Origin of the sequence: Fibrella aquatica (assembly GCF_041321135.1) — a bacterium.
Classification (GTDB): Bacteria; Bacteroidota; Bacteroidia; order Cytophagales; family Spirosomataceae; genus Fibrella; species Fibrella aquatica.
In genome coordinates, this window is sequence record NZ_JBGGWF010000005.1 from 166,199 (window position 1) to 192,063 (window position 25,865).

At 52.9% G+C, this 25,865-nt stretch carries 22 protein-coding genes; 11 read left to right on the forward strand and 11 right to left on the reverse strand.

Annotation, left to right across the window (positions count from 1 at the left end):
* Nucleotides 1-73: 73 nt before the first annotated feature.
* A complete protein-coding gene (locus ACAW87_RS14200; RefSeq protein ID WP_370724070.1) occupies nt 74-4,207 on the reverse strand; it encodes a hybrid sensor histidine kinase/response regulator transcription factor in 4,134 nt (1,377 codons plus the stop codon).
* 127 nt (nt 4,208-4,334) lie between these two features.
* Entirely contained in the window at nt 4,335-5,864 is a 1,530-nt protein-coding gene (locus tag ACAW87_RS14205) for a S41 family peptidase (protein WP_370724071.1), read from the reverse strand.
* 253 nt (nt 5,865-6,117) lie between these two features.
* Between ACAW87_RS14205 and msrC the strand changes: the two genes are divergently transcribed.
* The gene (msrC, locus tag ACAW87_RS14210) at nt 6,118-6,603 is read left to right on the forward strand and encodes a free L-methionine (R)-S-oxide reductase MsrC (protein ID WP_370724072.1); all 486 of its coding nucleotides are present in this window, start codon (nt 6,118-6,120) and stop codon (nt 6,601-6,603) included.
* Nucleotides 6,604-6,691: 88 nt separating this feature from the next.
* Here the strand turns inward: msrC and mnmC2 are convergent, their stop codons facing one another.
* Nucleotides 6,692-7,351: a tRNA (5-methylaminomethyl-2-thiouridine)(34)-methyltransferase MnmC2 gene (gene mnmC2, locus ACAW87_RS14215; RefSeq protein WP_370724073.1), complete on the reverse strand. Its 660-nt coding sequence runs from the start codon at nt 7,349-7,351 to the stop codon at nt 6,692-6,694.
* 136 nt (nt 7,352-7,487) lie between these two features.
* On the opposite strand from mnmC2, the gene ACAW87_RS14220 reads away from it, so the two are divergent.
* Nucleotides 7,488-7,961: a DUF4293 domain-containing protein gene (locus ACAW87_RS14220; protein WP_370724074.1), complete on the forward strand. Its 474-nt coding sequence runs from the start codon at nt 7,488-7,490 to the stop codon at nt 7,959-7,961.
* Nucleotides 7,962-8,128: 167 nt separating this feature from the next.
* On the opposite strand, the gene ACAW87_RS14225 is transcribed toward ACAW87_RS14220, so the two are convergent.
* Nucleotides 8,129-8,314 carry a hypothetical protein gene (locus tag ACAW87_RS14225; protein WP_370724075.1) on the reverse strand — a complete coding sequence of 62 codons (186 nt, stop codon included), beginning with the start codon at nt 8,312-8,314 and terminating at the stop codon, nt 8,129-8,131.
* A 170-nt stretch (nt 8,315-8,484) separates the two neighbouring features.
* Between ACAW87_RS14225 and ACAW87_RS14230 the strand changes: the two genes are divergently transcribed.
* The 3 genes from ACAW87_RS14230 (at nt 8,485) to ACAW87_RS14240 (ending at nt 9,499) form a co-directional block, all read left to right on the forward strand.
* On the forward strand, nt 8,485-8,721 hold the full coding sequence (locus ACAW87_RS14230; RefSeq protein WP_370724076.1) for a hypothetical protein: 237 nt from the start codon (nt 8,485-8,487) through the stop codon (nt 8,719-8,721).
* Nucleotides 8,718-9,137 (forward strand): HNH endonuclease, encoded by a 420-nt coding sequence (locus ACAW87_RS14235; RefSeq protein ID WP_370724077.1) that lies wholly within the window; start codon nt 8,718-8,720, stop codon nt 9,135-9,137. The genes ACAW87_RS14230 and ACAW87_RS14235 overlap by 4 nt, the downstream gene beginning before the upstream one ends.
* Nucleotides 9,138-9,277: 140 nt before the next feature.
* On the forward strand, nt 9,278-9,499 hold the full coding sequence (locus ACAW87_RS14240) for a hypothetical protein (RefSeq protein WP_370724078.1): 222 nt from the start codon (nt 9,278-9,280) through the stop codon (nt 9,497-9,499).
* Here ACAW87_RS14240 and ACAW87_RS14245 read toward each other — a convergent pair.
* From ACAW87_RS14245 to ACAW87_RS14255, 3 genes are all read right to left on the reverse strand, one after another.
* Entirely contained in the window at nt 9,415-9,663 is a 249-nt protein-coding gene (locus ACAW87_RS14245) for an HIT family protein (protein WP_370724079.1), read from the reverse strand. The genes ACAW87_RS14240 and ACAW87_RS14245 overlap by 85 nt on opposite strands.
* Before the next feature lie 2 nt (nt 9,664-9,665).
* A complete protein-coding gene (locus tag ACAW87_RS14250) occupies nt 9,666-9,860 on the reverse strand; it encodes a DUF4007 family protein (protein ID WP_370724292.1) in 195 nt (64 codons plus the stop codon).
* Between the two features lie 275 nt (nt 9,861-10,135).
* A complete protein-coding gene (locus ACAW87_RS14255) occupies nt 10,136-10,399 on the reverse strand; it encodes a hypothetical protein (protein WP_370724080.1) in 264 nt (87 codons plus the stop codon).
* Nucleotides 10,400-10,765: 366 nt separating this feature from the next.
* Between ACAW87_RS14255 and ACAW87_RS14260 the strand changes: the two genes are divergently transcribed.
* Entirely contained in the window at nt 10,766-17,302 is a 6,537-nt protein-coding gene (locus ACAW87_RS14260; protein WP_370724081.1) for an alpha-2-macroglobulin family protein, read from the forward strand.
* Nucleotides 17,303-17,543: 241 nt separating this feature from the next.
* Nucleotides 17,544-18,749: an alpha/beta hydrolase family protein gene (locus tag ACAW87_RS14265; RefSeq protein ID WP_370724082.1), complete on the forward strand. Its 1,206-nt coding sequence runs from the start codon at nt 17,544-17,546 to the stop codon at nt 18,747-18,749.
* Between the two features lie 138 nt (nt 18,750-18,887).
* Here ACAW87_RS14265 and ACAW87_RS14270 read toward each other — a convergent pair whose 3' ends face one another.
* Complete coding sequence (locus ACAW87_RS14270; protein WP_370724083.1) at nt 18,888-19,259, reverse strand: GxxExxY protein; 372 nt, start codon at nt 19,257-19,259, stop codon at nt 18,888-18,890.
* Between the two features lie 232 nt (nt 19,260-19,491).
* Between ACAW87_RS14270 and ACAW87_RS14275 the strand changes: the two genes are divergently transcribed.
* Entirely contained in the window at nt 19,492-20,700 is a 1,209-nt protein-coding gene (locus tag ACAW87_RS14275) for an MFS transporter (RefSeq protein ID WP_370724084.1), read from the forward strand.
* Nucleotides 20,701-20,803: 103 nt separating this feature from the next.
* Here the strand turns inward: ACAW87_RS14275 and ACAW87_RS14280 are convergent, their stop codons facing one another.
* The 3 genes from ACAW87_RS14280 to ACAW87_RS14290 form a co-directional block, all read right to left on the reverse strand.
* Complete coding sequence (locus ACAW87_RS14280) at nt 20,804-21,682, reverse strand: bestrophin family protein (RefSeq protein ID WP_370724085.1); 879 nt, start codon at nt 21,680-21,682, stop codon at nt 20,804-20,806.
* An 83-nt stretch (nt 21,683-21,765) separates the two neighbouring features.
* Entirely contained in the window at nt 21,766-22,290 is a 525-nt protein-coding gene (locus ACAW87_RS14285; protein ID WP_370724086.1) for a GNAT family N-acetyltransferase, read from the reverse strand.
* Nucleotides 22,291-22,362: 72 nt separating this feature from the next.
* Nucleotides 22,363-22,869, reverse strand: coding sequence for a DUF8785 domain-containing protein (locus ACAW87_RS14290; RefSeq protein WP_370724087.1), 507 nt, complete (start codon nt 22,867-22,869; stop codon nt 22,363-22,365).
* A 114-nt stretch (nt 22,870-22,983) separates the two neighbouring features.
* Between ACAW87_RS14290 and ACAW87_RS14295 the strand changes: the two genes are divergently transcribed.
* The 3 genes from ACAW87_RS14295 (at nt 22,984) to ACAW87_RS14305 (ending at nt 25,854) form a co-directional block, all read left to right on the forward strand.
* Nucleotides 22,984-23,625 carry a deoxyribose-phosphate aldolase gene (locus ACAW87_RS14295; protein WP_370724088.1) on the forward strand — a complete coding sequence of 214 codons (642 nt, stop codon included), beginning with the start codon at nt 22,984-22,986 and terminating at the stop codon, nt 23,623-23,625.
* A 188-nt stretch (nt 23,626-23,813) separates the two neighbouring features.
* Nucleotides 23,814-24,389 (forward strand): RNA polymerase sigma factor, encoded by a 576-nt coding sequence (locus ACAW87_RS14300; RefSeq protein WP_370724089.1) that lies wholly within the window; start codon nt 23,814-23,816, stop codon nt 24,387-24,389.
* Entirely contained in the window at nt 24,370-25,854 is a 1,485-nt protein-coding gene (locus ACAW87_RS14305; protein WP_370724090.1) for a hypothetical protein, read from the forward strand. The genes ACAW87_RS14300 and ACAW87_RS14305 overlap by 20 nt, the downstream gene beginning before the upstream one ends.
* The last annotated feature ends 11 nt before the right edge of the window (nt 25,855-25,865 follow it).

Consider the following 25,865-nt stretch of genomic DNA (forward strand, 5'->3'; position numbering starts at 1 on the left):
CAAGTATTAGCAATAAAAATTGCTTCGCGAGTCGAAGGGCACGACTCGCGAAGCAATTTTTCACTAAAAACTTTTATGAGAAAGCCTTGCCGTATTGAGACGGTAACACGCCGTATTGTTCCTGAAAAACCTTGGCGAAGTAGGACAGGTTATCGAACCCAACGGCGTAGGCTACCTGCGTTACGCTATGATCACCCTCAAGCAGTAGTTCAGCGGCTTTGGTCAGGCGAATGGTTCGGATAAAACTTGTTGCGCCAGCGTTGGTCAGGGCTTTGATTTTGCGGTGAAGCTGCATCCGGCTCAGGTTAGCCGCTTCAGCCAGCGCTTCAACCGAGAAACTGGTGTCGTCGAGGTGCTGCACCACAATGCCCGTCAGCCGATCGATGAACCGCTGCTCGGCCGTGAGTGGCGCGGGCGGAACAAGGGTGGTGTCGGGCGGGACGGGCAGGTGGGTAGTAAACCACTGGTAGAGCGACTGCCGTTGCTGAATCAGGTTTCGAACCCGCGCCTGAATCTCGGCCTGATTGAAGGGTTTGGTCAGGTAATCGTCGGCGCCCAGTTCCAGGCCCTGAATACGATCTTCGACTGTTGTTTTGGCCGTCAGCATCACCACCGGAATATGACTGGTGGCTTCCTGCGTTTTCAGGAGTCGGCAAAAGGCGAACCCATCGAGCCGGGGCATCATCAGGTCGCAAATAACCAGGCTTGGCAAGGTTGCTGTGGCCATGTCGAGGCCTTCCTGCCCGTCTTCGGCTTCCATAATCTGGTAATCATCGGCGAAAATATGTCGTACATAAGCCCGGATATCGGCGTTGTCGTCAATAATGAGCAGACGGTCGTCTGTAGCCGTATTTGACGTGGGTAGTTGTGTCGCCGCTGCTGAATAATCGCTCAAAAACGGATCAGCCGCAGTTGTGTTGGTTTGCCAGTCGGCTATTGGTTCTGCTGTTGGTTCAGTCACCGATGGCATCACGGGTAGCTGTACGGTAAAGCGCGAACCCACTCCTTTAGTACTGACTACGCTGATGGTGCCCCCCAGCACATTGACCAACTCATTGACCAGCGCCAGACCAATGCCTGTGCCTTCGTGCAGGCGGTTCAACTGCCCGTCGACCTGGTAAAAACGCTCGAAGATGTACGTCAGGTTTTCGGCGTCGATGCCTATGCCACTGTCTTCTACCGTGAGTTGCAACGTACCTGGCTTTTCCGCCGGTGGGTACGTTACCGTCATCCGTACGTCATTGTCGGCCGGGGTGAATTTGAAGGCGTTGGCCAGCAGGTTGGTGACGATTTTTTCGATCTTGTCGCGGTCAAAATCAGTCCAGTATTCCGGCGTGGTTTGGGTAAACGTGAACCGAATACGGCTGTTTTCAGCTAGCAAGTCAAACGAACTGGCCAATGTTCGGAAAAAAGCCGCCATATCGCCCCGTTCGGGTTCGGCTTTCAGTTGACCAGCTTCCAGCTTGCTGAGGTCCAGCAATTGATTGATCAGGCTCAGCAGCCGGTTACTGTTCCGTTCCATCAAATCGAGCGTCGGTTCGGTCAGCGTCACCGTTGGTTCGAGCCGAAAACGATGTCTTAAGTCCGACAGAGGGCCTAAAATCAGGGTTAATGGCGTGCGAAATTCATGCGAAATGGTCGTGAAGAACCGCGTTTTCAGCGTATCTAATTCAGCCAGCCGGTTAGCTTCCTGCTGCTCGAACAGCAACCGTTGCTGAAGCAGTAACCGCTGCGTTTTAAATCGATAGAACTGCCAGCCCAAAAAACTCAGGATCGAGCCATAAAGCACGTAAGCCCACCAGCTTCGGTACAGGGGCGGGTAAATGCGGATGCGGAGGTTCACAGGCTCGCTCCAGGTCTGCCCATCGGCCGAACCCATCACCTGAAACGTGTAGCGACCGTCGGGCAGTTGCGCGTAGTTGGCAAATCGATTAGTGCCCGCCTCTACCCAGTCGTTGTCAATTCCCTCCATCCGAAACCGAAAGCGATTTTTGGCCGAATTGGTAAAATCCATCACCGCAAATTCAATGGTCAGCAGGTTTTGGCTGTGGGTCAGTTCCAGCTGATCGGTATAGTCGATGGTTTGTGCCAGAATACCAGTTTCGTCGCCAGCCGTCACCGCCTTGTTGTTGACTTTGAGGCCAACAATACTCACAAGCGGTGCGCTGACTGCCCGGCCCGATACGTTGGAAGCGCGAAAGGTTGTCAGGCCATTGACCCCGCCAAACAGCAACTCGCCCGATGCCGACTTGCTGAATGAACTCGTGTTGAACTCATCATCCTGTAGCCCGTCTGCTTTGGTGAAGTTTCTGAATGCAAAGGTTTTAGGGTCAAACTGGGCCAGTCCCCGGTTTGTGCTCAGCCATAGCTTCTTAAACTCATCGACCAGTATGCCGTACACTACCTTATTGGGTAGCCCCTGCGCTTCGGTGACGTGTGTAAATAGGCCCGTTTTTTTATCCAGCCGTTCCAGTCCGCCGCCTTTTGTCGCCAGCCAGAGATACCGGTCAGGTTGGTGCGGGTCGTCGATGATACTCAATACAAAGTCATTACTGAGGCTCAGTCGGTCGCTTTCCGAGTTTTTATAGATCGAAAACGTGGGCGTTGTTTTTCGATTATCTACCCGGACCAACCCTTTCTGTGTGCCAATCCAGAGCGTACCCTGCCCATCCTGATAAAGCGCGTAGGTTTCAATCTCGGCCCCACTGCTCGGTAGCAGCACCTGGTAGCTAAAGACAGTGAATATCTCCTTGTCAGGATCGAACCGGAGTAGTTGGCCATTGGTAGCACCAATCCAGAGCGTGCCGTCGCTGTCTTCGTGGGTTTGATTGCCGTAGAAACCAAAAGCCGTATTGGCCGGCAACGGGTATTTTTTCACCAGTTGCCATTCGGGCGAGAAATTGATCAGATACTGGTCATGCGTCTGAAAATTAACGTTCGATACCCAGAAATTTCCCCGGCGCGACTGAATCAGGTGGCGCTGTCGTTTGTCGGCGGCGGGTAGCTTATCGTTCAGGAAGGGAACAAGCCGGTTGGTGGCTTTGTCGAATAGCCCGTACGCATATTGGTAACGGGCATAGATACGGCCTTGGCGATCAACATACAGGCTGGCAAGCGACGTGTTGGGTAAGTCGTGACGAAACTGCTTAATGCTGGGGTTGAATTTGCGAAGACCGTAACCGCTTGTACCCACCCAGATATTGCCGGTTTTATCTTTTAGCAGGTTGGTGATCGAATACACATTGGGTGGCAATTGCACCGCCGCGTTACGAACCGTCAGGCTGTCTTGCCGAAACAGTTCGGCGGGCGACATAATCCAGAGCAGGTCAGAAGTCGCCACGGCTACCGTTTTCGCGTCGATCGGTTTTAGCTGCACCCCGAAGTAATCTTTCCTGGGTAAGGTAATTGTCTTTTTCAGACCCTGATAGCTGCCTACAATTTGCCCGCTGTTCGTTGCAAACCAATAGCCCAGGTGCGGGTCTTCATAAACGGAATGTATATCGACTAGCTCGTTCGTGAACAGCGAATAGCGGGTAGCGGTAGCGGGTTTCTGCCAGTTAAAGGAATAAATACCGCTGGACGTACCCAGGTAAGCAACACCATTGGGGTGAAAGCTGATTTGGCTGGGCAGGTTTTTGTCTTTCAACCGTATTTCCGGATAGGCCACCGGTGTGATTCTTACCTGATCGGTGACGTTAGCCTTCGTTGGAAACTGGGTTTGTAATGAGATGGGTAGTTGAACTCTGAAAACCTTGTTTTTATCGGTGCCCACCCAGATGTTTCCCTGAGGGTCTTCGGTCACTAACCAGATTTCGTAATTACCGGCGCCCGGTGCCAACTGATCGCTAACATCAATGTGGTAAAAACGCTGCGTTTTGTCGTCAAAAAGATTGAGTCCACCATCTACCGTGCCCACCCAAAGCCGTTGGCGACTATCGATAAATAGGCTGGAACAGCTATTATCCGACAGGCTGAACCGGTTGTAGGGGTCGTGAGAAAACACGGTGAATGTATGGCCATCGTACCGGTTAAGGCCATCTTTCGTAGCAACCCAGATGAACCCCTTCTGATCCTGCTTCAACCCGAAAATCATGCCTTGCGACAACCCTTCGGATATAGTCAGTTCCTGCCAGCCTTTTGGTTGACCCAAAAGAGACAACGGAAAGAGGATAAGCAGGTAGAAGACACGCATTTGTAAGTTTTTCACCGTTCAAAATACGTAAAATGCAGCTTGGTCTTATCTAAGCATTAGTAACTATTTATTAAGCGATTCAACTTATTGAATATTATTTGCAATCAGGAGTAGTCCCCAAACTGAAGATTGCCTGATCGAGCTACAATTGGTCCTGACGGTCAGCCGTACGAATAGCCGTTACCTGTTGACGAATGAGGATCAAGGTTTGGCGGAGGGCCACGTTACGGTTTGTCATCAGGTCTTCGTGGGTACGTTGCGCCGTGAAATCGGGCTCGATCGTAAAGCCGTTGGCATGGGCTTCAGCCACAGCGTGAGTCAGTTTTTTCAGTGGAATACGTACCTGAATCCGCGAATGGGGCAACGTGACATACTTGAACTGACCGGCAAAGTCGCCCCAATACGCACCACCACATGCTTCGCCTACAAACGTCCCCTGCCCGGCATCAAGCGTTTTGGCCAGTACCGACGTCGCCGCCGAAAACGACGAACCGTTCATGAGCAGGTATAGATTCCCCCGAAATGCCAAGCGCCGGAACGGCTTATAATGGCGGGTCAATGCAGCCCGGCTGGCAAACCCGCCTTGCCCGTCGGGGCGGTAGCGCAGGTTGAAATCGAGCATCGATAAGGGATTCCAGCGGTTGACGAGTACATCACGAGCCGCCGGTTTGATGTGCTCGCTCTCCATGATCGTGAACGGTTTGCGCATCCAGAATTGCAACAGCCGCGCCGAGTTGATGACTGCCCCGCCGCCATTATCCTGTAAATCGACCACCAGGTTCTCCACGCCTGTTTTCTTAATGTGTTGAAATGCCCTTTTCAGCCGTTTTTTAAACGCCCACTGAAATGGGTCGAAGGTCTTTGGATTGTTGAACGACGACACCCGAAGCACTGCCGTATTCGATAATGAATCGACGAGGCGAAGACTGAGGTTGGGTTGGCGAAACTCGGAGTTTCGGCCAAAATCGGCTTTGTAGCGCTCCAGCAACGTTTGTTTGAATAGACCGGACACAATACCTGCCACGCGCGTTTGCCGAATGGTTGAATCGAGCGAGCCATCGGGGCGGGCGCGTTGGTACTGAATGGTGACCGAATCGATGGAGCCATACCAGGCGGCGTAGTAATCGGCAAACTGCATCAGGCTCCAGTTATGTCGCCCCGTCGAATTGTCGCCGTCAGAACCTGACCGGTCACCATCCATCAGCGTGCGGTGAACATCGGCGATAGACTGGCCTCCAACTGCCAGTAAGCGTGTTCCCCGCCCTAACGAGGTATCGGCTGAGGCATTGTGGCTGATAAAGTAATCATGATCGACCTGCCTGACGTAAAAAGGTACATAGCGCGTGTTGCGATCAATAAACCCATGCCGGTGATTTAGGTTCGTGTGCCCATCTTTCAGCCCGTTGAGGTATGGACTGAGGTGGTGAAAGAAGGCCAGGTAATCGATTGGACTTGATACGCGGTTGTAGAGCGAATCAAACAACTGCTCCATCTGTGCATTGGGCGTGTAATGACCCAGACCAGGGTGGTAGGTTCGTAGTTGCCGCCGTAAATAAAGCAGATCGTCGTGGGCCTGATCGGGGGTAAGCGTGATGGATTGCGCTGCCAGTGGACTGGTCAGCATTACCAGACAGACAACGGCCAGCCGGGCTATACGGAAAAGTACAGACATGTTCAGGTTAGTACAAAAGTTAGCCTATAGGCTTTATTTAGTTACGAACCGTTAATCTATCAACTTTACATAGAATATGCAACTTATTTTCAAACAATCGGTATGTAATTTGGTTGTTGGTGGTTTTAGCGGAAGGAATTTTGGATTAGGGACGTCGGATATCGGATTATTGCTTACGCTAGAGCAAACCCAGGCGTAAGCAACAATCCGATAGCCGACATCCTCAATCCAAAATCCCCTTACTTTTGCCCGTATGGCAGAGACACTTCATATTCCGCAAACAGAGAACCGGCAGGCTATATATGATAGTCTGATTCCACAGATAGAAGCACTTATTTCGGGCGAAACCGATCTGGTAGCTAATCTGGCTAACGTAGCCGCCGCCCTGCGCGAAGCCTTTGGCTTTTTCTGGGTGGGTTTTTACCTCAAAAAGGAAGATCAGTTGGTACTTGGCCCGTTTCAGGGACCAATTGCCTGCACGCGCATTGCGTTTGATAAGGGCGTTTGTGGGGCAGCCTACACCCGGCGCGAAACCATACTGGTGCCCGACGTAGAGGCTTTTCCGGGTCATATCGCCTGTAGCTCAGCCTCGAAATCAGAAGTAGTGGTGCCAATCGTCAATCAGGCGGGCGAAGTCATCATGGTGCTCGACGTCGACAGCGATCAGCTCAACGATTTCAGCGACGTCGACGTGCAGGGGCTGGAAGCCGTGGGGAGGTTGGTAACTGAACGTTTGTAGTTTGTTGTGAGTGGTTTGTGGTTGCGCTGCTGAGTTATCTTCTTGCCCTCAGCAGCGCAACCACAAACCACTCACAACAAACTACAAACTAAATTTTCACCGCCCTCAACACTTCACGTTTCCGTGCCGGGCCTACGTGTTTTTCAACTTCGAAACCAGCTTCGCGGAGGTTACGCTGCACGGCCGACTTTGAGCAGTAGGTGGTGAGCGCACCACCGGGCCGAAGTAGCGTGGCTACTTTCTGGAAGGCTTCCAGTGTCCACAGTTCGGGTTGACCTTCGGGAGCAAAGGCGTCGTAATACACCAGATCGAACGTACCTACGGGGGGCAGGTCTTGTAAACGGGTATGGAATTTGGTGAGGGTTAATTCGGGCACAATCGGCACGGGTTCACCCCAGGGTGTTTCGTGCAGATCGGGAAGCCAAAACGTGTGCAATTCCTGGTCGTAGTTCAACAACCGAGCTTCTTCCGCCGGAATGGGATACGCTTCAACGCCTACATAGTCGATTACGCGATGGTACCGTTTCGCTTCGCGAATGGTCATCAACGCGTTTAGACCTGTACCAAACCCCATTTCAAACACACGGATTGGCCCTTCCACCCGATCGAAGGTGTAGAGCAATCCTAATTCAATAAACACGCGGTCTGACTCCTGAACGGCGCCATAGATGGAGTGGTAGTGTTGCCCTACCTCCGCGTTGAATACCGAATGTGACCCATCGGCTGTTAGCACCACTTGCGTATTCATCAAAACATTCAGGCTTTTCGGCTAATTTCGCCATTAGCTACCGACATGACTAACCTGTATAAGTAGTTAAAGAGCGGCAGTGTTTCCCACGGCCTGTTTATTAAACGTTAAATAGACTACAATTTCTCGAAAAAAAATGATTCAACGCATTCAAAGTCTTTTTCTATTCCTCATTTCAGCGTCGATGGGTGTCGCCCTGGCGAACCCCATCTGGGAAAAGTCGGGTATGAACCCCGGTGAAGAGGCCGAGCTAACGCCCCTTCAATATACGTACGAACAGGGAGTAACCACGTTCACGACGCCACTTTGGCATTTGGGAGGCCTATTGGTCATTGTGGCTCTTATTTCGCTGTTTGCCATTTTTCAGTACAAGAAACGGTTGCTGCAAATGGGCCTTTGTGCCGCCAATGCTATTTTATTAACCGCTTCGATGGGCGTTATACTCTATAACGTATTAATCAACGGTAAAGCGTATGGTAATCCCGTCGATCAGGGCTCTTTTCTCACGGGTTTCTGGGCTATCGTCGTTGGACTTGTTCTCAACGCGCTGGCGAACCGCTTTATTCGCCGCGACGAGAAGCTAGTCCGCGAGTCGAACCGCATCCGGTAAGATTATAGACACGCGGATTTTTTATGGGTACGCGGATCAAAGGGATTTAAAACGATCAACACGGCTTTTTGGATTAAAATGAATTAGCTCTGCTCCAGCTCAAAATCCGTTTGAATCCAAAAATCTGCGCAAATCCTTTTAAATCCCTTTAATCCGCGTACTATCAATTAAAACTTAGGGCAGCCGCAGCCTTTCTTCTTGAAGAGGCCCCACATGAAGCCTTTTTTGGGGCGATACCCTTTCTTTTTGCGCTTGAAAATAGATTCGGCCTTCACCGTAGTGGGGCTAGACAGGGAGGCTGCCGGGGCCTCGCCAATCAGCAACGATGCCGAAAAGACGAGTAAAAAAGCCATTGTTTTCATAACTCATTCAGTTGACTACGCTTCGGTATAGTAACGCAGAAAGGTACAGGATCGTTATCCCAGATCAAAGCAGATACGCAGAGAACAAACAATAGGCCAATGACTCCCCGTTAACTAAAAATAAAGCGTGGACTGAACGCGATATGTATAACAGAAAGCACATGAGCGTAGCTGAAGCATTCGGAGATATTGCTACTAATCTGGCACAGGCAGCACCAGAGCGCATCATTGCCATGTCTGCATCGCCGGCGATGTCGGCACGGGTTGAAGAGCTAGTAGGACTTAAAAAAGACGGACAACTATCAGCGGAAGACGCATCGGAATTAGAGCGTTTCTTAGCCCTTGACTTATTTATTAACCTGGCTAAGGCTCGCGCCCGATTGGTATTGCAGGCATGAGGCAACCCATTCCGGCAAAGATCCGAAAGCAGGTAATTCAACGGGCCGATAATCAATGTGAGTATTGCCGCCTACATCAGAACGATTCGTTTTTGGCTTTCGAGATTGATCATGCCGTACCGCTTAAACACGGTGGCGGAAACGAATTAGCTAGTCTGGCGTTGGCTTGCCCGCATTGCAATCAAAACAAAGGCTCCGACATGACAACCTTCCTGGATAATTACCAGGATGTGGTGGCGCTGTTTAATCCCCGCTTCGACATTTGGCACGACCACTTCCAATCTGTGGATGGTGAGATCGTGGCTAAAACCAGAATTGGTCGGGCAAGCGTGAAGCTGTTTCGATTCAACGAGCCTGATCGTCTCATTTTAAGGCAGCTCTTAGCTCAGTTGGGCCGTTATCCAAATTCGGCGTAGCTGTTAACCACATTTGACTACAGCAGCCACCCACTCAAGGATAAGCAACTTACCTATTAACCGCCTACCCCTCCTTAATATAAACCCGCCTCAACCGCTTCGAAAAGAGGACCCCGCATTACCCCAACCGTTACCACGATATGATCGACAGGCTCGCCCGCAAACGAGCGTTCGACACCTTGTCGGGGACGGAGGAAGAGAAATTTGCGCAGGGTAAACTCTTCGCTAATTACTACGAATGCTTCCTGTGCGCCACCGTGCTGGGCATTCGCCAGAACTACCGTTTTACCACATTCCTGACCCCGCCGCTGGGGTTGGGTACGTCGCCGGTGTATCGCGGAATGATGTGGATGCTGGCGTGAGCGAATTTTTGACCCGCCGCCGCACCGATATTCAGGCCGACCGTGAAGCCGTCTGGCGCATAACGTACCTGCAACCACTCTTGCACCTTATTGACCACCTGCCAACGTTCATTTTGCTCGGCTAGCGGCAACTCGAAGAAGTTGGCAACGTGCTTTCTAGGCATGATCAGCGTGTGTCCTTTGCTAACCGGATAGCCATCCAGCACGGCGTCATTATGGCGTCTTTACCAGTAAACGAGTTGCCAGCGTCAATGAAGTCGAATCCTTTCTTCAGCCAAAGCGCCCGGCATTGGAACGAATCATGACCAGAAAAGGAAAGTTTGGGAGGTGGTGGGGTGTAAAAGACCGTAAGCAGACGGATAAACTATCCAAATTTACAACCCGCGCTGGGGGGATGCACGCGTAGAGCTGCAAGATTTTAGGCTCGTCCTATGTTTGTCATAGCAACAACTGTCATTATCAGCCCTGTAGAGGGTAATCCAACTAAAAACCATCCGGTTACCGTAGAGACGCAAAATTTTGCGTCTCTACACGCGTCAGCAATATGCCTGCGTCAGCAATCAACACGCGTCAAACCCAAAAAAGCCCCGAACCAATGGTCGGGGCTTTTTTGATAGTTGAAAACCAGGTAAACTATTACCGTCGCCGACCGCGATTGTATACGCGGGGGTTGCTGTAGCGGTAACTGTAGTTTGGGCTGCGGTAATAACGCGGGCGACTGTAATAGACCCGAGGTGGGGCCACATAAACGGGTGCCCGTCGATACCCATAAAAAGGGCGTGGGCTGTAATAACCGTAGGCAGGGCCGGTACGAACACCCACGTATGAAGGGCCGCAACTGGCTAGCGTAACAATGAGCAACAAGCCCATCAGCGAATGACGCAATGTGTTGTTCTTCATGGTGATAAACCACACTACCGGACTGGTGAGCGCATGTAGCAGGCTTATCTCTATAACGTTAGTAGGCCGAAAATGATTTTACCGGGCTTATTTTCTAACTGTGTTGTAATCTGCTTTACCTCCCCCCCCCAACCCTTCTCCTACTGAGAGGGGTTGGGGGGGGGAGGTGCAACCCTTTGGTAAATTCCGTACTCTTGTCATCAACATCACAACGTACCTGGCTAAACGATGGCGGACGTTTGTTGTCTGATGTGTATAAACCAGTTCACTATGCGTATTCCCACCATTGCTCGTTATACTCTCTCGTTACTGCTGTTGCCTCTGCTTATGTGGGCGCAGTCAGCTAAGAAAAGCGTTCCTCCTCTTATGACAGATTACGTCGCCCGCTGGAAATCGGCCGATTCGCTGATGGCGCGCGGGTTACCGCAGTCGGCCCTTGTTATTGCCGACCAACTGTATGCCGAAGCCAAACGGACGGGCAACGACCCGCAACTGCTGAAAGCGGCGATGCGGCGGGTCGTATTTCGCACCAATGCGGCCAAAGATGAAGAAACGTACCTGACCATGATCCGGGCGCTGCGGGCCGATGTCGATTCAACTACCGGGCCAACGCGGTCGGTGCTGCAATCGGTGCTGGCCGAGGTGTACTGGCAGTATTTCCAGCAAAACCGCTACAAATTTTATAACCGAACCGCCACCGCCGAATCCGTTTCGCCGGGGACTACGGCCAACGATATTGACCCCCGCACCTGGGACGGTCGCCGCCTCTACAAAACAGTGAGCGAGCTGTATACCGCCTCGGTGCAGGAGGCTCCTCGGTTGCAACAAACGCCCGTCGGCGCGTTTGATCAGGTGGTGAGCAAGGGCAACGAAGCCGGACAGGTTCTGCGGCCTACGCTGTTCGATGTGCTGGCTCATCGGGCTATCGATTTCTTTGCCGATTCCGAAGCCGACGCCATCAAGCCCATTCAGGCGTTTAACGTAAATGATCCCGCGTTTCTGGCTAGCCCCGAAACGTTTGTGGCGTTGTCGATGCCTAATACCGACCCGCTGTCAGGTACGTATCAGGCGTTGCGGCTGTATCAGCAGTTGCTGGCTTTTCATCGGAAGAACGCTACTGAGCCGCTGGCGTATGTGGTCAATGACATTGAGCGGCTGGCACTGGTGAGGCGCGTAGGTACCTTACCAAACGAAGATGAGCTGTATCGGCAAACGCTGACGCGGCAGATAGCGACCTACAAAAACAAGAACGCCGAGGCTGAATACGCGCTGGCGCTGGTGCAGCACCTGGCCGGTGGTGGTCAGGTACGCCCTATGCCACGCGGGCGCTACCTCGGTGGCGACGACGGTGTGAACGTTCCGGCCGACAGTGCCCACCGCTGGGACCGCAAGCAGGCCGCCGATATGGCCCGCGACCTGATTGCCCGGTTCCCCAACACCATTCCCGCCCAAACGGCCCGCCCCCTGCTCGACAACCTGCTTCGGCCCATGTTGGGCGTAACCGTCGAAGAAGCCAACGAACCGGGTAAGCCGTTCCGGGCGCGGGTGACGTTTCAAAATACGAAAACGCTGTTCTACAAAATTCTGCGAATTACGGCCGACGAAGCACGCACACTGAGTCAATTCAATGATTACCAAAGCGATCCGAAACGGGATAAGTGGTTTGCAGCTATTCAGAATCACCTGGTTGTGGCTCAGGAACAGCTTATCCTGCCCGATGATGGTGACCTGCACAGTCATAGCGTAGAGGTGCCTGTCACTGGTTTGCCGCGGGGGCATTACGTGCTGCTGGTGTCGAACGAAGGGAAATGGGACAAGCCGAGCGATGCAACGGCCGAGGTTGTCGGTATTGGTACGTTCGCCGTGTCGAGCCTGGGGTACGTGGTGGCGGGTGGGAATTTTCAGTACGAAGGTGGCCCCAAAACGCTCTACGTGACCGACCGTATGACGGGTCAACCGTTGGCCAACGTACAGGTGCAGTTATTCGCCCTGACTGAGCAGCGGCAGATCGCCCGGCTGACGAACACCTACACCACCAACGCACAGGGTAAGGTAACCGTCCCGCTCGATCTGTTTTCCAACGACCGGTCGTATTTCCTGCGCCTGTTGCACGATAATGACGTACTGGATACTGACATCGGCTATAACTACCGCTACCGTCAGAACCCTGATGCGCCACGCGAAACAAGCCGGGCCGTTGTGTTTACCGATCGGGCCATTTACCGCCCCGGTCAGACGGTGTACTGGAAAGTGCTGCAATACACGGGGAAAGATAACGATTTTGCCGTGGTGCCGAATAAATCCATTACGGTTCGGCTGAACGATGTGAACGGCGATGAAGTGGCCAAAGTGGAGGTAAAAACCAACGAGTTTGGTACGGCCTCAGGTACGTTCACGGCCCCCATTGGTCGGCTGACGGGCCAGATGATTATCGGTACCGACGACGGGCAGGCCCCTATTCGGGTCGAAGAGTACAAACGGCCTACGTTTGCGGTAGTGGCCGAGCCGTTGAAAGAGGCGGTAGTGGTGGGGCAGACGGTGCCGGTGAAAGCAACCGCCAAAACTCTGGCCGGGGCTGTAGTCGACGGGGCAACGGTGAGCTACCGCGTCAGTCGGACCTACTACCAACCCTATTGGGGCTGGAATTGGTGGCGGCCTGTGCGTCCGGCTAACGAGCAGGAAATTGCCAACGGCACCGCTACCACCGATGCCGACGGGGTAGTAAGCTTCTCTTTCGTGGCGCAACCCGATCTGAGCATTGCGGCAGTTGAAAAGCCACAGTTCACATACACGATTACCATCGACGTGACCGACCGGTCGGGCGAAACGCGGTCGGCTACACAGACGTTGCGCATCGGCTACACGGCCCTGACGGCAGAGTTGGTGCTGCCCAGTCCGGTGCTGACGACGGAGAAAAAACCGTATGCCGTTCGGCTGGTCAACGCCAGTGGCAACGCCGTGGGCATCAAATCCGGCACGGTGGCTATTTCGCGGCTGATCCCTCCGCGCACGGGTTTGCGCAGCCGCCTCTGGGAACGGACCGACCGTACCCTAATGACCCGCGACGAGTACATCGCTAAATTCCCGCTCGATCTCTACGCCGACGAAGCCAACCCGACTACCTGGGCCAAAACTCAGGTACGTTCTACCTCGCCCAAGTCGGTGAGTCTGGCGGGACTGGCATCGGGTATGTACGCCGCCGACATCACGGCTACCGATTCGTCGGGGCAATCGGTGACGCAAACGGTGCTGTTCGAAGTGATCGATCCGCAGCAGCCAACGGCACCTATCAAGTCAGGCGAATCCACGCGGGGTACGTTCGTTCAGGTGCAAAAGGCGTCTGCCCAACCCGGCGAAGAAGCCGTATTCTGGGTAGGTACGTCGACCGCCTCGGCTACCCGACCCGACCGGATTTTGATGGCGGTGGAAGAAAAAGGGAAGATCGTCCGCGAAGAGTGGCTGACCGTAACGGGCCAACCCCTGCGCGTGGCCTTGCCTGTGCTGGAACGGCACCGGGGCAACTTCGCCGTGCATTTCGCGCTGGTGCAGAATGGCCGTTTCCTGAGTCAGACAGAAACGGTGAAGGTGCCCTTTACCAATAAAGAACTGACCATCGAAACCGAGACTTTCCGCGACAAGCTCAAACCCGGTCAGGGAGAGCAGTGGACATTACGCATCAGTGGTCCGAAGCAGGACAAAGTGTTGGCTGAAATGGTAGCGACACTCTACGACGCCTCGCTCGATGCCTTCGCCCGCCTCGACTGGCCCGGTTCCGATTCGTTTTATGCCACCAATAACATCAGTTCAAGTTACTGGCAAAGCCCGGCTTTCGACGTCAAGGTTACCCAGCAATTCTGGACGCCCCCCACGCCTGGCTACCCAGCCCAACAACAGCGGATTATTCCCAAACTGGGTTGGGGGCCGTACGACTATAGCTATTCAGGCAGGTTTATTTCCCAACTAGCGAGTGAGGCCACAATTCATATTGAACGGGACGGGCTGAAAGTCACCGGGAGGGTGTTTCAGGATATCCTTGAGGTGCCTGTTCCGGGGGTTAATATCACCATTAAAGGGACAAAGCTGGGAACGACCACTGATAAAGACGGTTTGTTTAAGCTGACTCTTCCCAAACAAACGGTTAAGCCGGTTCTGATCTTCTCGTTTATCGGTTATACCACAACCGAAATCGTGCTGAATGACAAGCGTACCCAAACGGCTACCATGCTTGAGGATAGCCGGTCACTGAACGAAGTGGTGACGGTTGGTTATTCGTTACAGGGAAAGGCTGCCGGTGTTAACATACGCGGTCGGTCTAGTGCAGAAGCGCCAATGGCAAAAATGGCGGCTTCGGGTGTCGCAGCCGAGGCTGATCTAATGATGCTGCCAGAAGCGAAGCCGGACGAGGAGGCACCTGAAAAAGAGAAGCCTGCCGTGGAAGCGCCGCTGATTCGGAAAAATTTCAACGAAACGGCGTTTTTCTTCCCGCAACTGCTTACCGACAAACAAGGTCGCGTGGTGCTGACCTTCACCATGCCCGAAGCCCTCACCCGCTGGCGGCTGATGACCTTCGCGCACACCAAAACCATGCAGACGGGCACGCTCGAACGCGAACTCGTGACGCAGAAAGAGTTGATGGTTACCACCAACGTACCCCGGTTCCTGCGCGAAAACGACACGCTTCGCCTCACCGCCCGTATCGATAACCTAAGTGGTAAAGCCCTCACAGGCACAGCCACGCTTCAACTCACTGACGCCCTCACCGGCGAACCGTTGAACGAAAAAATGCTGGCTAAACGGGGCAGTTTGTTAACGGGTAATTCAGTGGCTGAGCTGTCGGGACGGCAATCATTCACCATTGAAAAAACAAGCACCGTTGTTGCCTGGACGCTGGTTATTCCGCAGGGGCTGCCGCCGGTAGCCTTCCGGGTAACGGCTACGGCGGGTGCCTTTACCGATGGTGAAGAACGTGTGGTGCCGGTGTTACCCAACCGTACGCTCGTGACCGATGCCCAGCCGTTCTGGATTAACGGCGGCGACAAAGACCGGACTTTCCGCCTGACGCCTCTTGCTGACCGGAAGCCGGAACAGCCCCTGAACACCGAACGCCTCACGGTAGAGGTGACCAGCAACCCCGCCTGGTATTCGCTGCAAAGCCTGCCTTACCTGATGGAATACAGCTATGAAAGCGCTGAGCAACTGTTCAGCAAACTGTACGCTAACAGCCTCGGTGCGCATATTCTGAACAGCCGCCCGCAGTTCCGGCAAGTGGTAGACTTGTGGAAACAGTCGCCGCCGAAAAGTCCGTTGGCGCGTAATGAAGAACTGAAAGCCGTAACGCTCGAAAACACGCCCTGGCTGAATGATGCTAAATCGGAAGAAGAGCGCACGGCTAAACTCGGTCAGTTTTTCGATCAAAATAATCTCGTCAATCAGCAACGTCGGGCCATTGCCAAACTAAGTCAGTTGCAGGATGAGAGCGGGGCGCTGACCTGGTTTTCTGGCATGCAACCCAGCCTGAGCATGACATTGCACGTGCTGGCGGGGTTGGGCCACCTCAACAAGCTGGGTGTTGTGTTCGATCCCGGCGTACAGAGGGAGGTGAAAACGCTGGAAACAGGCCTTATTCGGTACGCCGATGCGGAAATCGTTCGGCAGATCGACAAGGCGAAACAGTGGGCTGCCCAGAATAAAACAACGCCGGTGCTGCCCTATAGTGCGGCTCAGTACCTCTACGCCCGCAGTTTTTACCTCACCACAAAGCCCGTCGATCAGGCGGTGCAAACGTACCTGCTGCCTGTGCTGATCACCGGCTGGCAGCGTGGTTCGTTGCAGGGGCAGGCGCTGACGGCCACTACGCTGTTCCGTTTCAAGAAGGTGACTGAAGCCCACGCCATTCTGCAATCGTTGACCGAGCGCAGTAAGGTGTCGGATGAATTGGGTATGTACTGGCCCGAAAACGCGAGCGGAACCTACTGGTATCAGGCCCCGATTGAAACGCAGGCATACCTTATCGAGGCCTACGACGAAGCCTGCCGCGAAAACGTACCTGATCGGACAAAACCGGTAGCGGGTCAGTTAGATTGCTTCGCCTGGTTACGCACCAAGCCTCAATACAGTAAGCTGGTGGGTTCAGAGCCGTTTATCGATAAAATGCGGCAGTGGCTGGTGCAGCAGAAACGGACCCAATCGTGGTCGTCGACCAAAGCAACGACCGAGGCCATCTACGCGCTATTGTTACGCGGATCTGACTGGCTGGATACTAAAGCAACCACTACAGTGCTGGTTGGCGGAAAAGACATTGCCCCCCGCGCCACCAAAACGGAAGCCCTCACCGGCTACCAGAAAGTGACGTTTGCCTCTGCCGAAGTAACCCCGGCAATGGGCGTTGTCACCGTGAGCAAATCGGCAAAAACGGGTCCAAGTTGGGGGGCAACGTATTGGCAGCATTTCGAGCCGCTGGATGCCATTGCGGGCAACGGTAACAACCTGACGCTGACCAAAACGCTGTTCCGCCAGCGCAATACCGATGCGGGCCCGGTGCTGGAGGCCATTACGCCCCAAACGGTGCTGAAACCGGGTGATCTGTTGAAAGTAAAGGTGGTGATGAAGGCCGACCGCGACATGGAATATGTACACCTGAAAGATGGTCGCGCTTCGGGTTTCGAACCGGTTTCGGCACTATCGGCAACCAAATACCAGAACGGCCTTGTCTTCTACGAAGCCCCCCGCGACGCCAGCACCGACTTTTTCATCGAGTACCTGCCCACCGGCACTCACGTATTTGAGTATGCCTTGCGCGTGGTGCATACCGGCGATTTCGGTTCAGGCCTCGCCACCGTACAGTGCTTCTACGCCCCCGAATTTACAGCGCACTCGACAGGCAGCCGGGTACAGGTGAAGTAGGGGTGGGGGGTATTCCCTCACCCCCAGCCCCTCTCCCACATTGGGAGAGGGGAGATGCATCGGCGTAGCGCTGCTAGTCAGCGAAGCTGCTGTATTGCGGCTCCCCTCTCCCAATGTGGGAGAGGGGCTGGGGGGTGAGGGAATACCGTCTAAACAATTCTGATTCAGAACGTCCTATGTGTACGCACAAACGGGACGTTCTTTTCGTTGACAGACTACGACCATTCTCCTGTTTCATTCTATGAAATCTATACGCCTCTACACACTTTGGTTCACCTTACTGTTTGTTGCCCTGAACCTGACGAACTGCAAACAAACGGACATTACCGAACAGGCGCCAACACTGGTAAGTAGCACGCAGATTGCTAGTTTCACCAAGACTCAGTTAGTGCAGCGAATTGCCGCTTCGGGCATTGTAGATGCCCAGACCAGTCAGTTTCTGACTCTTCTGCTTCAGCGCGACATTCAGGTATACCGGCTCACCTACAAGACTAAAAACACCGATGGTACCGACATCATGGCGTCGGGCGCGCTGATTGTTCCGGTAGCGATCGGCAGCGAAACGTTCCCGATTGTCAGTCAGCAACACGGTACCATCACCAACGAAGCACAGGCCCCCTCGAACTACGGTGATGCCAGCGAAGCAGCTACGGTTGCCTCCCTGTTCGCGTCGAATGGCTATATTCTCTCGTGTCCGGATTACCTCGGCTATGGCGAGTCGAAGGCAATTCAGCACCCGTACCTCCACCGACAAACCGAAGCTCTGGCTAGCCTGGATATGCTTCGGGCAGCACGGGAATTTGTGCAGACAAATAACGCGAAGTGGAATAACAAAGTGTTTCTGGCGGGCTACTCGCAGGGGGGGCATGCTACGATGTCGATGCTGAAAATGATGGAAGAACAGTTCCCCACTGAGTTCTCCATTTCGGCGGCGTCCTGTGGCGCGGGTCCTTACAACGTAGAAGGCTTTATGCAGGATCTGGTTAACAAAGACACGCACGGCATTCCGGAATATAACGGGTTGTATGTGCGGGTGCTGCAAACCTATAACCGTATATACAACCTTAACCGGCCTATGAGTTACTATTTTAAAGAGCCTTACGCCACCAATGTTCAGGCAACCGGTGGGCAGTCGTCTATTAATGTAAGCATCAACAAAGCGTTTACTGATGCATTCAAAACAACGGTTTCGAGTGGTTCCGATGCAGCTTTCCTCGCGGCCGTGCGCGATAACAATGTATATGACTGGAAACCGAAAGCGCCGCTGCAACTCTACCACGGCACGGCCGACAATCAGGTCTTTTACCGCAACTCGACCGACGCGGAAACGGCCATGAAAGCTCGTGGCGCTACGGTTGACTTAATCACGATTCGGGATAAAGACCATGGCCCGGCCATTCAGGATTTCCTGACAGGTACGTTCCAGTTCTTCGCTTCGAAGAAGTAAACGGATTCTTTTATGGGTACGCGGATTTAGGGGATTGAAGGGATTGGCGCGGATACTTTTATGGGTAAGCGGATTAAAGGGATTTGAGAGGATTTGCGCGGATTGAAATGGAATCGTAACGACGGACCGTGCGGAGATTTATTTGTGGTTTGTGGATATTCTGCGTTTGAAGTCAGCTTTACGACCGAAGTTGAATAGTAGACCGACTTCTATATCCGTTGCTTTCAAATAATTCACTAGCTGACATTCGTGCTCGGGTCGAAGCTGCTCTGCTGCTTTTAATTCAAGAATGATAAGGTCGTTAACAATGATATCTGCGTAATAAACACCCACTTCAACATCCTGATAATAGACTGTGATGGGCTGCTGACAAATGCATTTGAGTCCTCTCTTTGAGAGCTCAACCCGAAGCGCATTTTCATACACTTTCTCTAGAAAACCGTAACCGAGCGTGTTGTAGACGGTGAAATGCGAATTAATAATCTGATCAGTCAGGTCTTTGTAAAGCATTGATATCTCAAATTAGGCGGGAGTGAGTGACCGGTAAAAATACTCAATATCATTTGTTGGCTCGCCATTTTGACAATAGCTTAACTTTATCGCAACCTCATTATCCGCTTCAATTCGAATCCGCGTCAATCCTTTTAAATCCCTTTTAATCCGCGTACCCATTATCACCCGCGTATTCATCATATAATCCGCATACTATAAAACAGCTTGTGCGCTGGGTCGTTGTAACTATATGTTCAAAAACCGGCAGCTGGCCATTCTCTTTCTGATTGTCCTGCTCGATGTGGTGGTTGGCTCAGCCACCGGTCCGGTGCGCCCTGAATTTGTCAAGGATCTGTCGAATCCCGAGTGGTGGTTGTCGGTAGGTACGGCGCTCTTTCTGGGCGTTCAGCTGGTGTCGGCTCCCCTGCTCGGAAAGCTGTCTGATTCGCTGGGCCGTAAGCCGCTGGTGCTGGTGTCGGGGATAGGTACGTTAGCGGCAAACCTGTTGCTGATACCCGTCAAAGCCGGCTTTTTCTTTGCCAATCGAGTCAGCGACGGGCTCACCAACGGCATGTATGCCCTCATGCGGTCGTCGGTGACCGATCTGTCGCCGGAAGAAGAACTGGCTAAAAACAGCGGCTATATCAGCACCCTGGTTTCGCTGGGCCACGTGTTTGGGCCAATGGTGGCGGGCGTGGCGTTATTTTTTGTCAACAACAAAGCCGATCAGGCGCGGCTGGTGGTGTGGGTGCTCATTGGCCTCAGCCTGCTAAATATTGGTGTTTCGTTGCTGATGAGCGAAACGGCTAAACACCGGAGTAAGGTCGATTGGCGGGCGGTGCGGCAGGAGGTGGGTAACAACCTGAACGTGGCCCGACTTTGGCATCGACTTTCCGACAAAGACAAGGAACATCCCGGTTTTAGGTTTCTAACGATTCTGATGTTGTTGGCGACGTTGCAACTCGGGCATCAAACATACTTCATCACGTATCTGGCTTTGAGCCCAATGCAGTTCGATGCCCAGCAGATATCGTTCTTTTTTGTGTATTTCGGCGGTCTTAGCGCTTTGAGCAACCTGTTGTATTTCAAGTACTTCGTGAATCGAGTCGATAAACGAACGGTACTCATTATCACCGTATTTATTGGCGTGGCTATGCAACTTATCTTCGCCAATCTGGGTACGTCGAAACCGTTGCTCTACGCTGCTGTGGCGGTCGATGCAATCCTGGTTTCGCTGGTAACCGGGCTGCTCAACGGCTTTCTGGCCAAACTCACCACCGACGAAGACCGGGGCGAACTGTTCGGCCTCAATCAGGCCCTAACGGGCATTGCCAGTCTGGTCACCACGCTCGTTTACGGCGGTTTAGCCACCATCAATCTCAACCTGCCCTTCTACTGGTTCGCCGCCAGCCTGGCTGTGCTGGGTACGTTGTGCTGGAAGCTTCCAAAAGGGGTTTGAAGTTCAATGTTCAAGGTCTAACGTCTAAAAATGCTCTGCTAATCTGCGAAGCGACTTTGAACGTTAGACCTTGAACATTGAACATTGAACCTCTAACCTTTAACTACAAAAGCTCCCCCACGGCCTTTCTAATCCCGGCGGCCATGCGTTCGGTGGGGAGGTCGTTAGCGTCGGTACCGAAGGGGTCTTCAATTTCTTCGGCGATCATTTCGAGGCTGGCTAGTACGTAAAACACGATGACGACCACCGGAATAACCCAGTAATGCAGGGAGAGAACGTACCCAAGCGGCAGCGTGAGGCAGTAGACAGCTACGAATTTCTTCAGAAACGACGAGTACGAATAAGGAATTGGCGTGCTGTGAATGCGTTCGCAGATACCGCAGATATCAGTAAACGAGCTAAATTCATTGTTGAGCACCAGCAAATGCTCGGGCCTGAACGTACCTGCCTGATACAATTCATCCATCTTGCCGAATAGGCGCGCGGCAATCTGGTTGGGCACGTGGGCCTCGGGGTTCAGGCTGGCGGGGTCGAAGCCGGGGCAGGCGATTAATTCACTGGTGTCAAAATTGCCGCGCAGGTGGTTCTTCAGCGCAAAAGCGTAATTAGGAATCATGGCCTTGAAATAAGTGCGACTATCCACATCGTTTGTCCCCAGAATATGGACAAGTTTCAGAGCCAGATTCCGCGAATTGTTGGTCAGGCTTCCCCACGCTTTTCGTCCTTCCCACCATCGATCATAGGCTGTGTTGGTCCGAAAAACGAGCAGTGTCGAAATCACAAAACCCAGCAACGAGTGCATGATGGCAATGTTTTTCAGGTCTGAATCGGGGCCGGGGTGTATATACTCGATAACAAAATAAGCTACCAGACTACAGTAGGCAGTCATGGCTAGTAGGGCCGGAGCCAGTTTGCGGGCGGTATCCCCCTTCCGAAACGACAGGATATACCGGAGCCATTCTTTAGAATCGTAATCGACCATATTTTGAAGGGGATGAAAGGGAGGAAAGGGAGACAGGAAGGGAGCGGACAAATTCCTCTCCTCCCTCTCTTCCCCTTCCTCCCTCAATCGTTGATTTTCTTCTCTAATTCAATAAAAGATAGCGAGGCCTTGGGTTTGCCGAAACGGTCGGGGTCATCGGGGAAAGGGTGTACATTGCCAGTACGCTGATAACCGCGGCGTTCATACCAGGCTATCAGTTCGGTACGTTGCGGAATAACGGTCATGGTTACGACGCGGCACTGTTTGCTGCGGGCGTATGCCTCGGCGGCTTCGAGCAGTTGCCGACCAATGCCCCCCGCCTGTAACTCAGGCGAAACGGTGAGCATTCCCAAATACAGCGTGCTGCCTTTCTGTTCCAGATATACACAGCCTAGCAACGAGTCGTCGGCAACGTACCTGAGAATTACTGCGTGGGGATTATCGAACATCTCCTGCAACGATTCTTCGGTAGTGCGGATACCGTCCAGCAAGTCGGCTTCGGTGGTCCAGCCCTTTCGTGAACTGTCGCCCCGGTAGGCGCTATTCACTAACTGGTTCAGCGCCGGTATATCGTTGATCGTGGCGGGGCTTATAAGTGAATTAGTCATGTTTGAAAAGACATCAGGCCCGCACCGTTATTGTAACGATACGGGCCTGATTAATAGCGAATTAAAGACTGATTACAGCGTATCGCCAGCCATTGGGGCAGTAGCTGGCTGCGCTGGTTGTTGCGGTTGCATTTGCATTTGTTGCTGCGGTTGAACAGGCTGACCTTGCTGTTGCTGATATTGCTGACCCGGATAACCACCATATTGGCCCGGTGCCGGCCCGATCATTTCAACGGTAGTGATGTAGTATTTGGTGTCGCCATTCCAGGGCAGACGAAGGATCTTTTCTTCATAGTGCAGCGTAACGCGCTGACCTGATTTCACAGCATTGGTGATTTGCTGGGCAATGGCGTCATCTTTCACCGAGAAATCAAAGAATTGAGGGGTCAGTGAGCCAGTTTCGCCCGAGAAGCCACCTACATTCAGCACTCCTTCATAGGTTTTGAAGATATAGCCCCGACGGCTGAATTTTGAAATAGTGCCGGCCCGTTCTCCATCAGAGAAGCTCCAGCCGGTTAGGAGATACAAGAGGCCGAAAACCAGCAGGACAAAGACAAGCAGGTATGTGAAAAAGCGCATATGCGGTAGTGGTTAGATGTTGCCCACAAAACAACAACAATTTCAGACATAGTGGTACACCTTAACAAGAACGCTAACTTGAGGGTTTGAAAATTAAGCTAAAACTGTTTCGCTGTGAATCACCTCTTTCCGTACATCGAGCGTACCCTACTGCACCCCAACGTGACCATCACGGAACAGGATAACGCCCTCGATGAGGTGAATCAGCTTGGCCTGGCGGGGTTGGTGATGGCTCCGTTCTGGGTGAAAAAATACCGCCGCGAACTGGGCGATTCGCACCCCGCCACACTGACAGCAGTGGTTGGCTATCCGTTTGGGTATCAGCGTACCGAAGTGAAACAGCTTGAACTGGAGCTGGCGCTAGCCGACGGTGCCAATGCCGTAGAGGTGGTGCTAAACACATCGGCCCTGTTTTCGCCCGCCTCTGTCTGGCTCAAAATTGAGTTGGTTAAGCTGGTATCTATGGCCCATGCCCGCGAAACACCCCTCACGGTAGTGCTGGAGTCGACGTTGTTGAGCGAAGACCAGCAGCTAAAGATGATTAAGACGGCCATGGATGCCGGAGCGGATGGACTCAAAGATGCCACAGGGGCGCTATCGGGTACGCTGGCACAGCCGTTTTCGCTCGAAAAAGCGCTGGCTTTCCGGGCCAACGTACCTGGCTCTATAGCGGTTACTATCGCCGCCGACGGAGCCACAGAACAGGAACTGGAGGTGTTGGTAGCGGCAGGGGTAAACCGCCTGGCGCTGTCCTGAAAACAACTTTTTCGCAACGGACACGCAACCCGGCGTATATACAACTGCGTATTGTGAGTGGATTTAGGGTTTGTGGTCTGTCGTCTGTGGTTTGTAGTTGCGCTGCTTCTTAACGTGATCACTTCATAGCAGCGCAACTACAAACCACAGACGACAGACCACAAACCCTAAACCTTAAACCCGTTTCCATGGCCCAACCGCCTCAGATACTGCCTCTTTCCGACCTGTTGGCCGGTTGTCTGCGCCAGCACCGACGTAGTCAGGAAGAGCTTTATCGGCAGTTTTACGGATATGCCATGGGTATTTGCTTACGCTACACCCAAACCCGTGAGGAGGCCGTAGAAGTGCTGAACGACGGATTTCTGAAGGTGTTTACTAAGTTGCATCAGTACGACCCCATGCAGCCGTTCAGGCCGTGGTTACGCCGAATCCTGATCAATACGGCAACCGATTATTACCGGCAGGCGGTACCGCACTATTACCAGAAAGATTTGCTGGCGGCCGAGCAGGCGCAAAGTCAGGAAGCCGATGTGCTGAGCAACCTGTCGTACGAATACTTGCTGACGCTGGTGAAACAGCTAAGCCCCGCCTACCGGGTAGTGTTCAACCTGTATGCCATCGACGGCTTTAGCCACGACGAAATTGCCGGGCAACTGGGTATTTCGGTAGGTACGTCGAAATCGAATCTGGCCAGAGCGCGGGAAAACCTGCGCCAGATGTTACAAAAAAAAACAAACGATGATTATGGAAGAGTGGCCCGATGACCATCTGGACGAACTCTTCAGAAAATCGGCTGAAGACGCTAACGTTCCTTTTAATACCGACGATTGGGCCGACATGAGTCGTCGGCTAGACGAACACGACCGGCAAACATTGTTTGATCGGATCAGCCGCTGGGGCGGAATCGGGGCCTTGCTGTTGCTAATGCTGGCGGGTCTCGCCTGGGTGACATACGATGAAAGGGCAAGTGAAGTGCGGCAGGAAGCGTTTGTTACCTTGTCTGGCCCGGCTCGTAAAACAAGCGCACGGTTGCCCGAAACCAGATCAGTAAGTAAGATCAATTCACGTCTACAAGAAGCCGAGACTACCAACCCGAAAGACGAAAAATCGTTGACTGATAATGAAGTTCTCAGTGATCGAAAAATAACTGAAAATCAGTTGACTGTGCTATCTGAGCGGCCATCGGTGCAACAGTCAGCGCAACGTGTGCGTATCCCTGCCGGGCAGGAAACAACAAAAACAGTGAAGAAGGGAAAAGATCAACCGGCAAATCGGCTAGCTGATAACACGTCTCCTGATCCAGAACGTAGATCAGTAACCGAAACAGCGGTCAAGGTCCCAAGTCGTTCGGTAGTTGAGAATGCCCAGCAACAGGCTGACAATCCAGCTAGGGCTGAACAGGCTGTATCCAGGAATCAGCCCGATCAGGTTATCAGCGTCACCGAACCCGTTGGAGCGGAAGGGTATAAGGAAGGTGTTACGCCGTGGTTACCCAACCTGATGTCCGTCATCAGCCTCAGTGCTCTTGTTGAGCAAGTGAACCCAATGCCTGAGCCTATGATGCCGGAAATTACCAGCCCGGCACCCGGGCGGCGGGCCACACCCCGGCTGTCGGGCTTGAGTGTGATGGTGTTTGCTTCACCCGATTTAAGCAGTATTGGGTTAGAAAATTTTGAGCGGCCGGGTAGCAATGCAGGTCTTGTCATTCAATATCAGATCACCGACCGCCTAAGTGTGAATACCGGGGCCATGCTCAGCACCAAGCGATACCAGACCTATTTCGAAAACTACGTTTGGCCCCGCAACTGGAAACTTGAGGTTTGGCCCGACGATATTTCTGGGGTTTGCAAAATGATTGATGTTCCCCTGAACCTTCGCTATGACTGGTCGGTACGCCCACGCGGCGACGGACGGGCACCGGCCCGCTGGTTTGCCAGCGCAGGATTAACCAGCTATTTTATTCAGCATGAGGTGTATAACTACGAATACGCTAACCCAGCGGATCCGAAAATCAAGGTCTGGAGCTGGGACAATCAGAAGGCTGGTCGGCCCGGTGGTTCGTTTGGTTTTAGCAACCTTAACATGTCGGCTGGGTACGAACAGCCCATTACTCAACGGCTTTCGTGGCAGGTAGAACCATTCGTGAAAGTGCCGTTGAAACAGGTGGGTTATTTCAAGGTGAAACTGCTCAGTACCGGCGCTTTTGTCGGGCTGCGTTATCGCCTGTGAAATGCTCCTGT

Coding starts and splice junctions, on each gene's coding strand:
- ACAW87_RS14205 (WP_370724071.1), bottom strand. CDS start 5,864: ATGTCTGTACTTTTCCGTATAGCCCGGCTGGCCGTTGTCTGTCTGGTA.
- msrC (WP_370724072.1), top strand. CDS start 6,118: ATGGCAGAGACACTTCATATTCCGCAAACAGAGAACCGGCAGGCTATA.
- mnmC2 (WP_370724073.1), bottom strand. CDS start 7,351: ATGAATACGCAAGTGGTGCTAACAGCCGATGGGTCACATTCGGTATTC.
- ACAW87_RS14220 (WP_370724074.1), top strand. CDS start 7,488: ATGATTCAACGCATTCAAAGTCTTTTTCTATTCCTCATTTCAGCGTCG.
- ACAW87_RS14225 (WP_370724075.1), bottom strand. CDS start 8,314: ATGGCTTTTTTACTCGTCTTTTCGGCATCGTTGCTGATTGGCGAGGCC.
- ACAW87_RS14230 (WP_370724076.1), top strand. CDS start 8,485: ATGAGCGTAGCTGAAGCATTCGGAGATATTGCTACTAATCTGGCACAG.
- ACAW87_RS14235 (WP_370724077.1), top strand. CDS start 8,718: ATGAGGCAACCCATTCCGGCAAAGATCCGAAAGCAGGTAATTCAACGG.
- ACAW87_RS14240 (WP_370724078.1), top strand. CDS start 9,278: ATGATCGACAGGCTCGCCCGCAAACGAGCGTTCGACACCTTGTCGGGG.
- ACAW87_RS14245 (WP_370724079.1), bottom strand. CDS start 9,663: ATGCCTAGAAAGCACGTTGCCAACTTCTTCGAGTTGCCGCTAGCCGAG.
- ACAW87_RS14255 (WP_370724080.1), bottom strand. CDS start 10,399: ATGAAGAACAACACATTGCGTCATTCGCTGATGGGCTTGTTGCTCATT.
- ACAW87_RS14260 (WP_370724081.1), top strand. CDS start 10,766: ATGACAGATTACGTCGCCCGCTGGAAATCGGCCGATTCGCTGATGGCG.
- ACAW87_RS14265 (WP_370724082.1), top strand. CDS start 17,544: ATGAAATCTATACGCCTCTACACACTTTGGTTCACCTTACTGTTTGTT.
- ACAW87_RS14270 (WP_370724083.1), bottom strand. CDS start 19,259: ATGCTTTACAAAGACCTGACTGATCAGATTATTAATTCGCATTTCACC.
- ACAW87_RS14275 (WP_370724084.1), top strand. CDS start 19,492: ATGTTCAAAAACCGGCAGCTGGCCATTCTCTTTCTGATTGTCCTGCTC.
- ACAW87_RS14280 (WP_370724085.1), bottom strand. CDS start 21,682: ATGGTCGATTACGATTCTAAAGAATGGCTCCGGTATATCCTGTCGTTT.
- ACAW87_RS14285 (WP_370724086.1), bottom strand. CDS start 22,290: ATGACTAATTCACTTATAAGCCCCGCCACGATCAACGATATACCGGCG.
- ACAW87_RS14290 (WP_370724087.1), bottom strand. CDS start 22,869: ATGCGCTTTTTCACATACCTGCTTGTCTTTGTCCTGCTGGTTTTCGGC.
- ACAW87_RS14300 (WP_370724089.1), top strand. CDS start 23,814: ATGGCCCAACCGCCTCAGATACTGCCTCTTTCCGACCTGTTGGCCGGT.
- ACAW87_RS14305 (WP_370724090.1), top strand. CDS start 24,370: ATGGAAGAGTGGCCCGATGACCATCTGGACGAACTCTTCAGAAAATCG.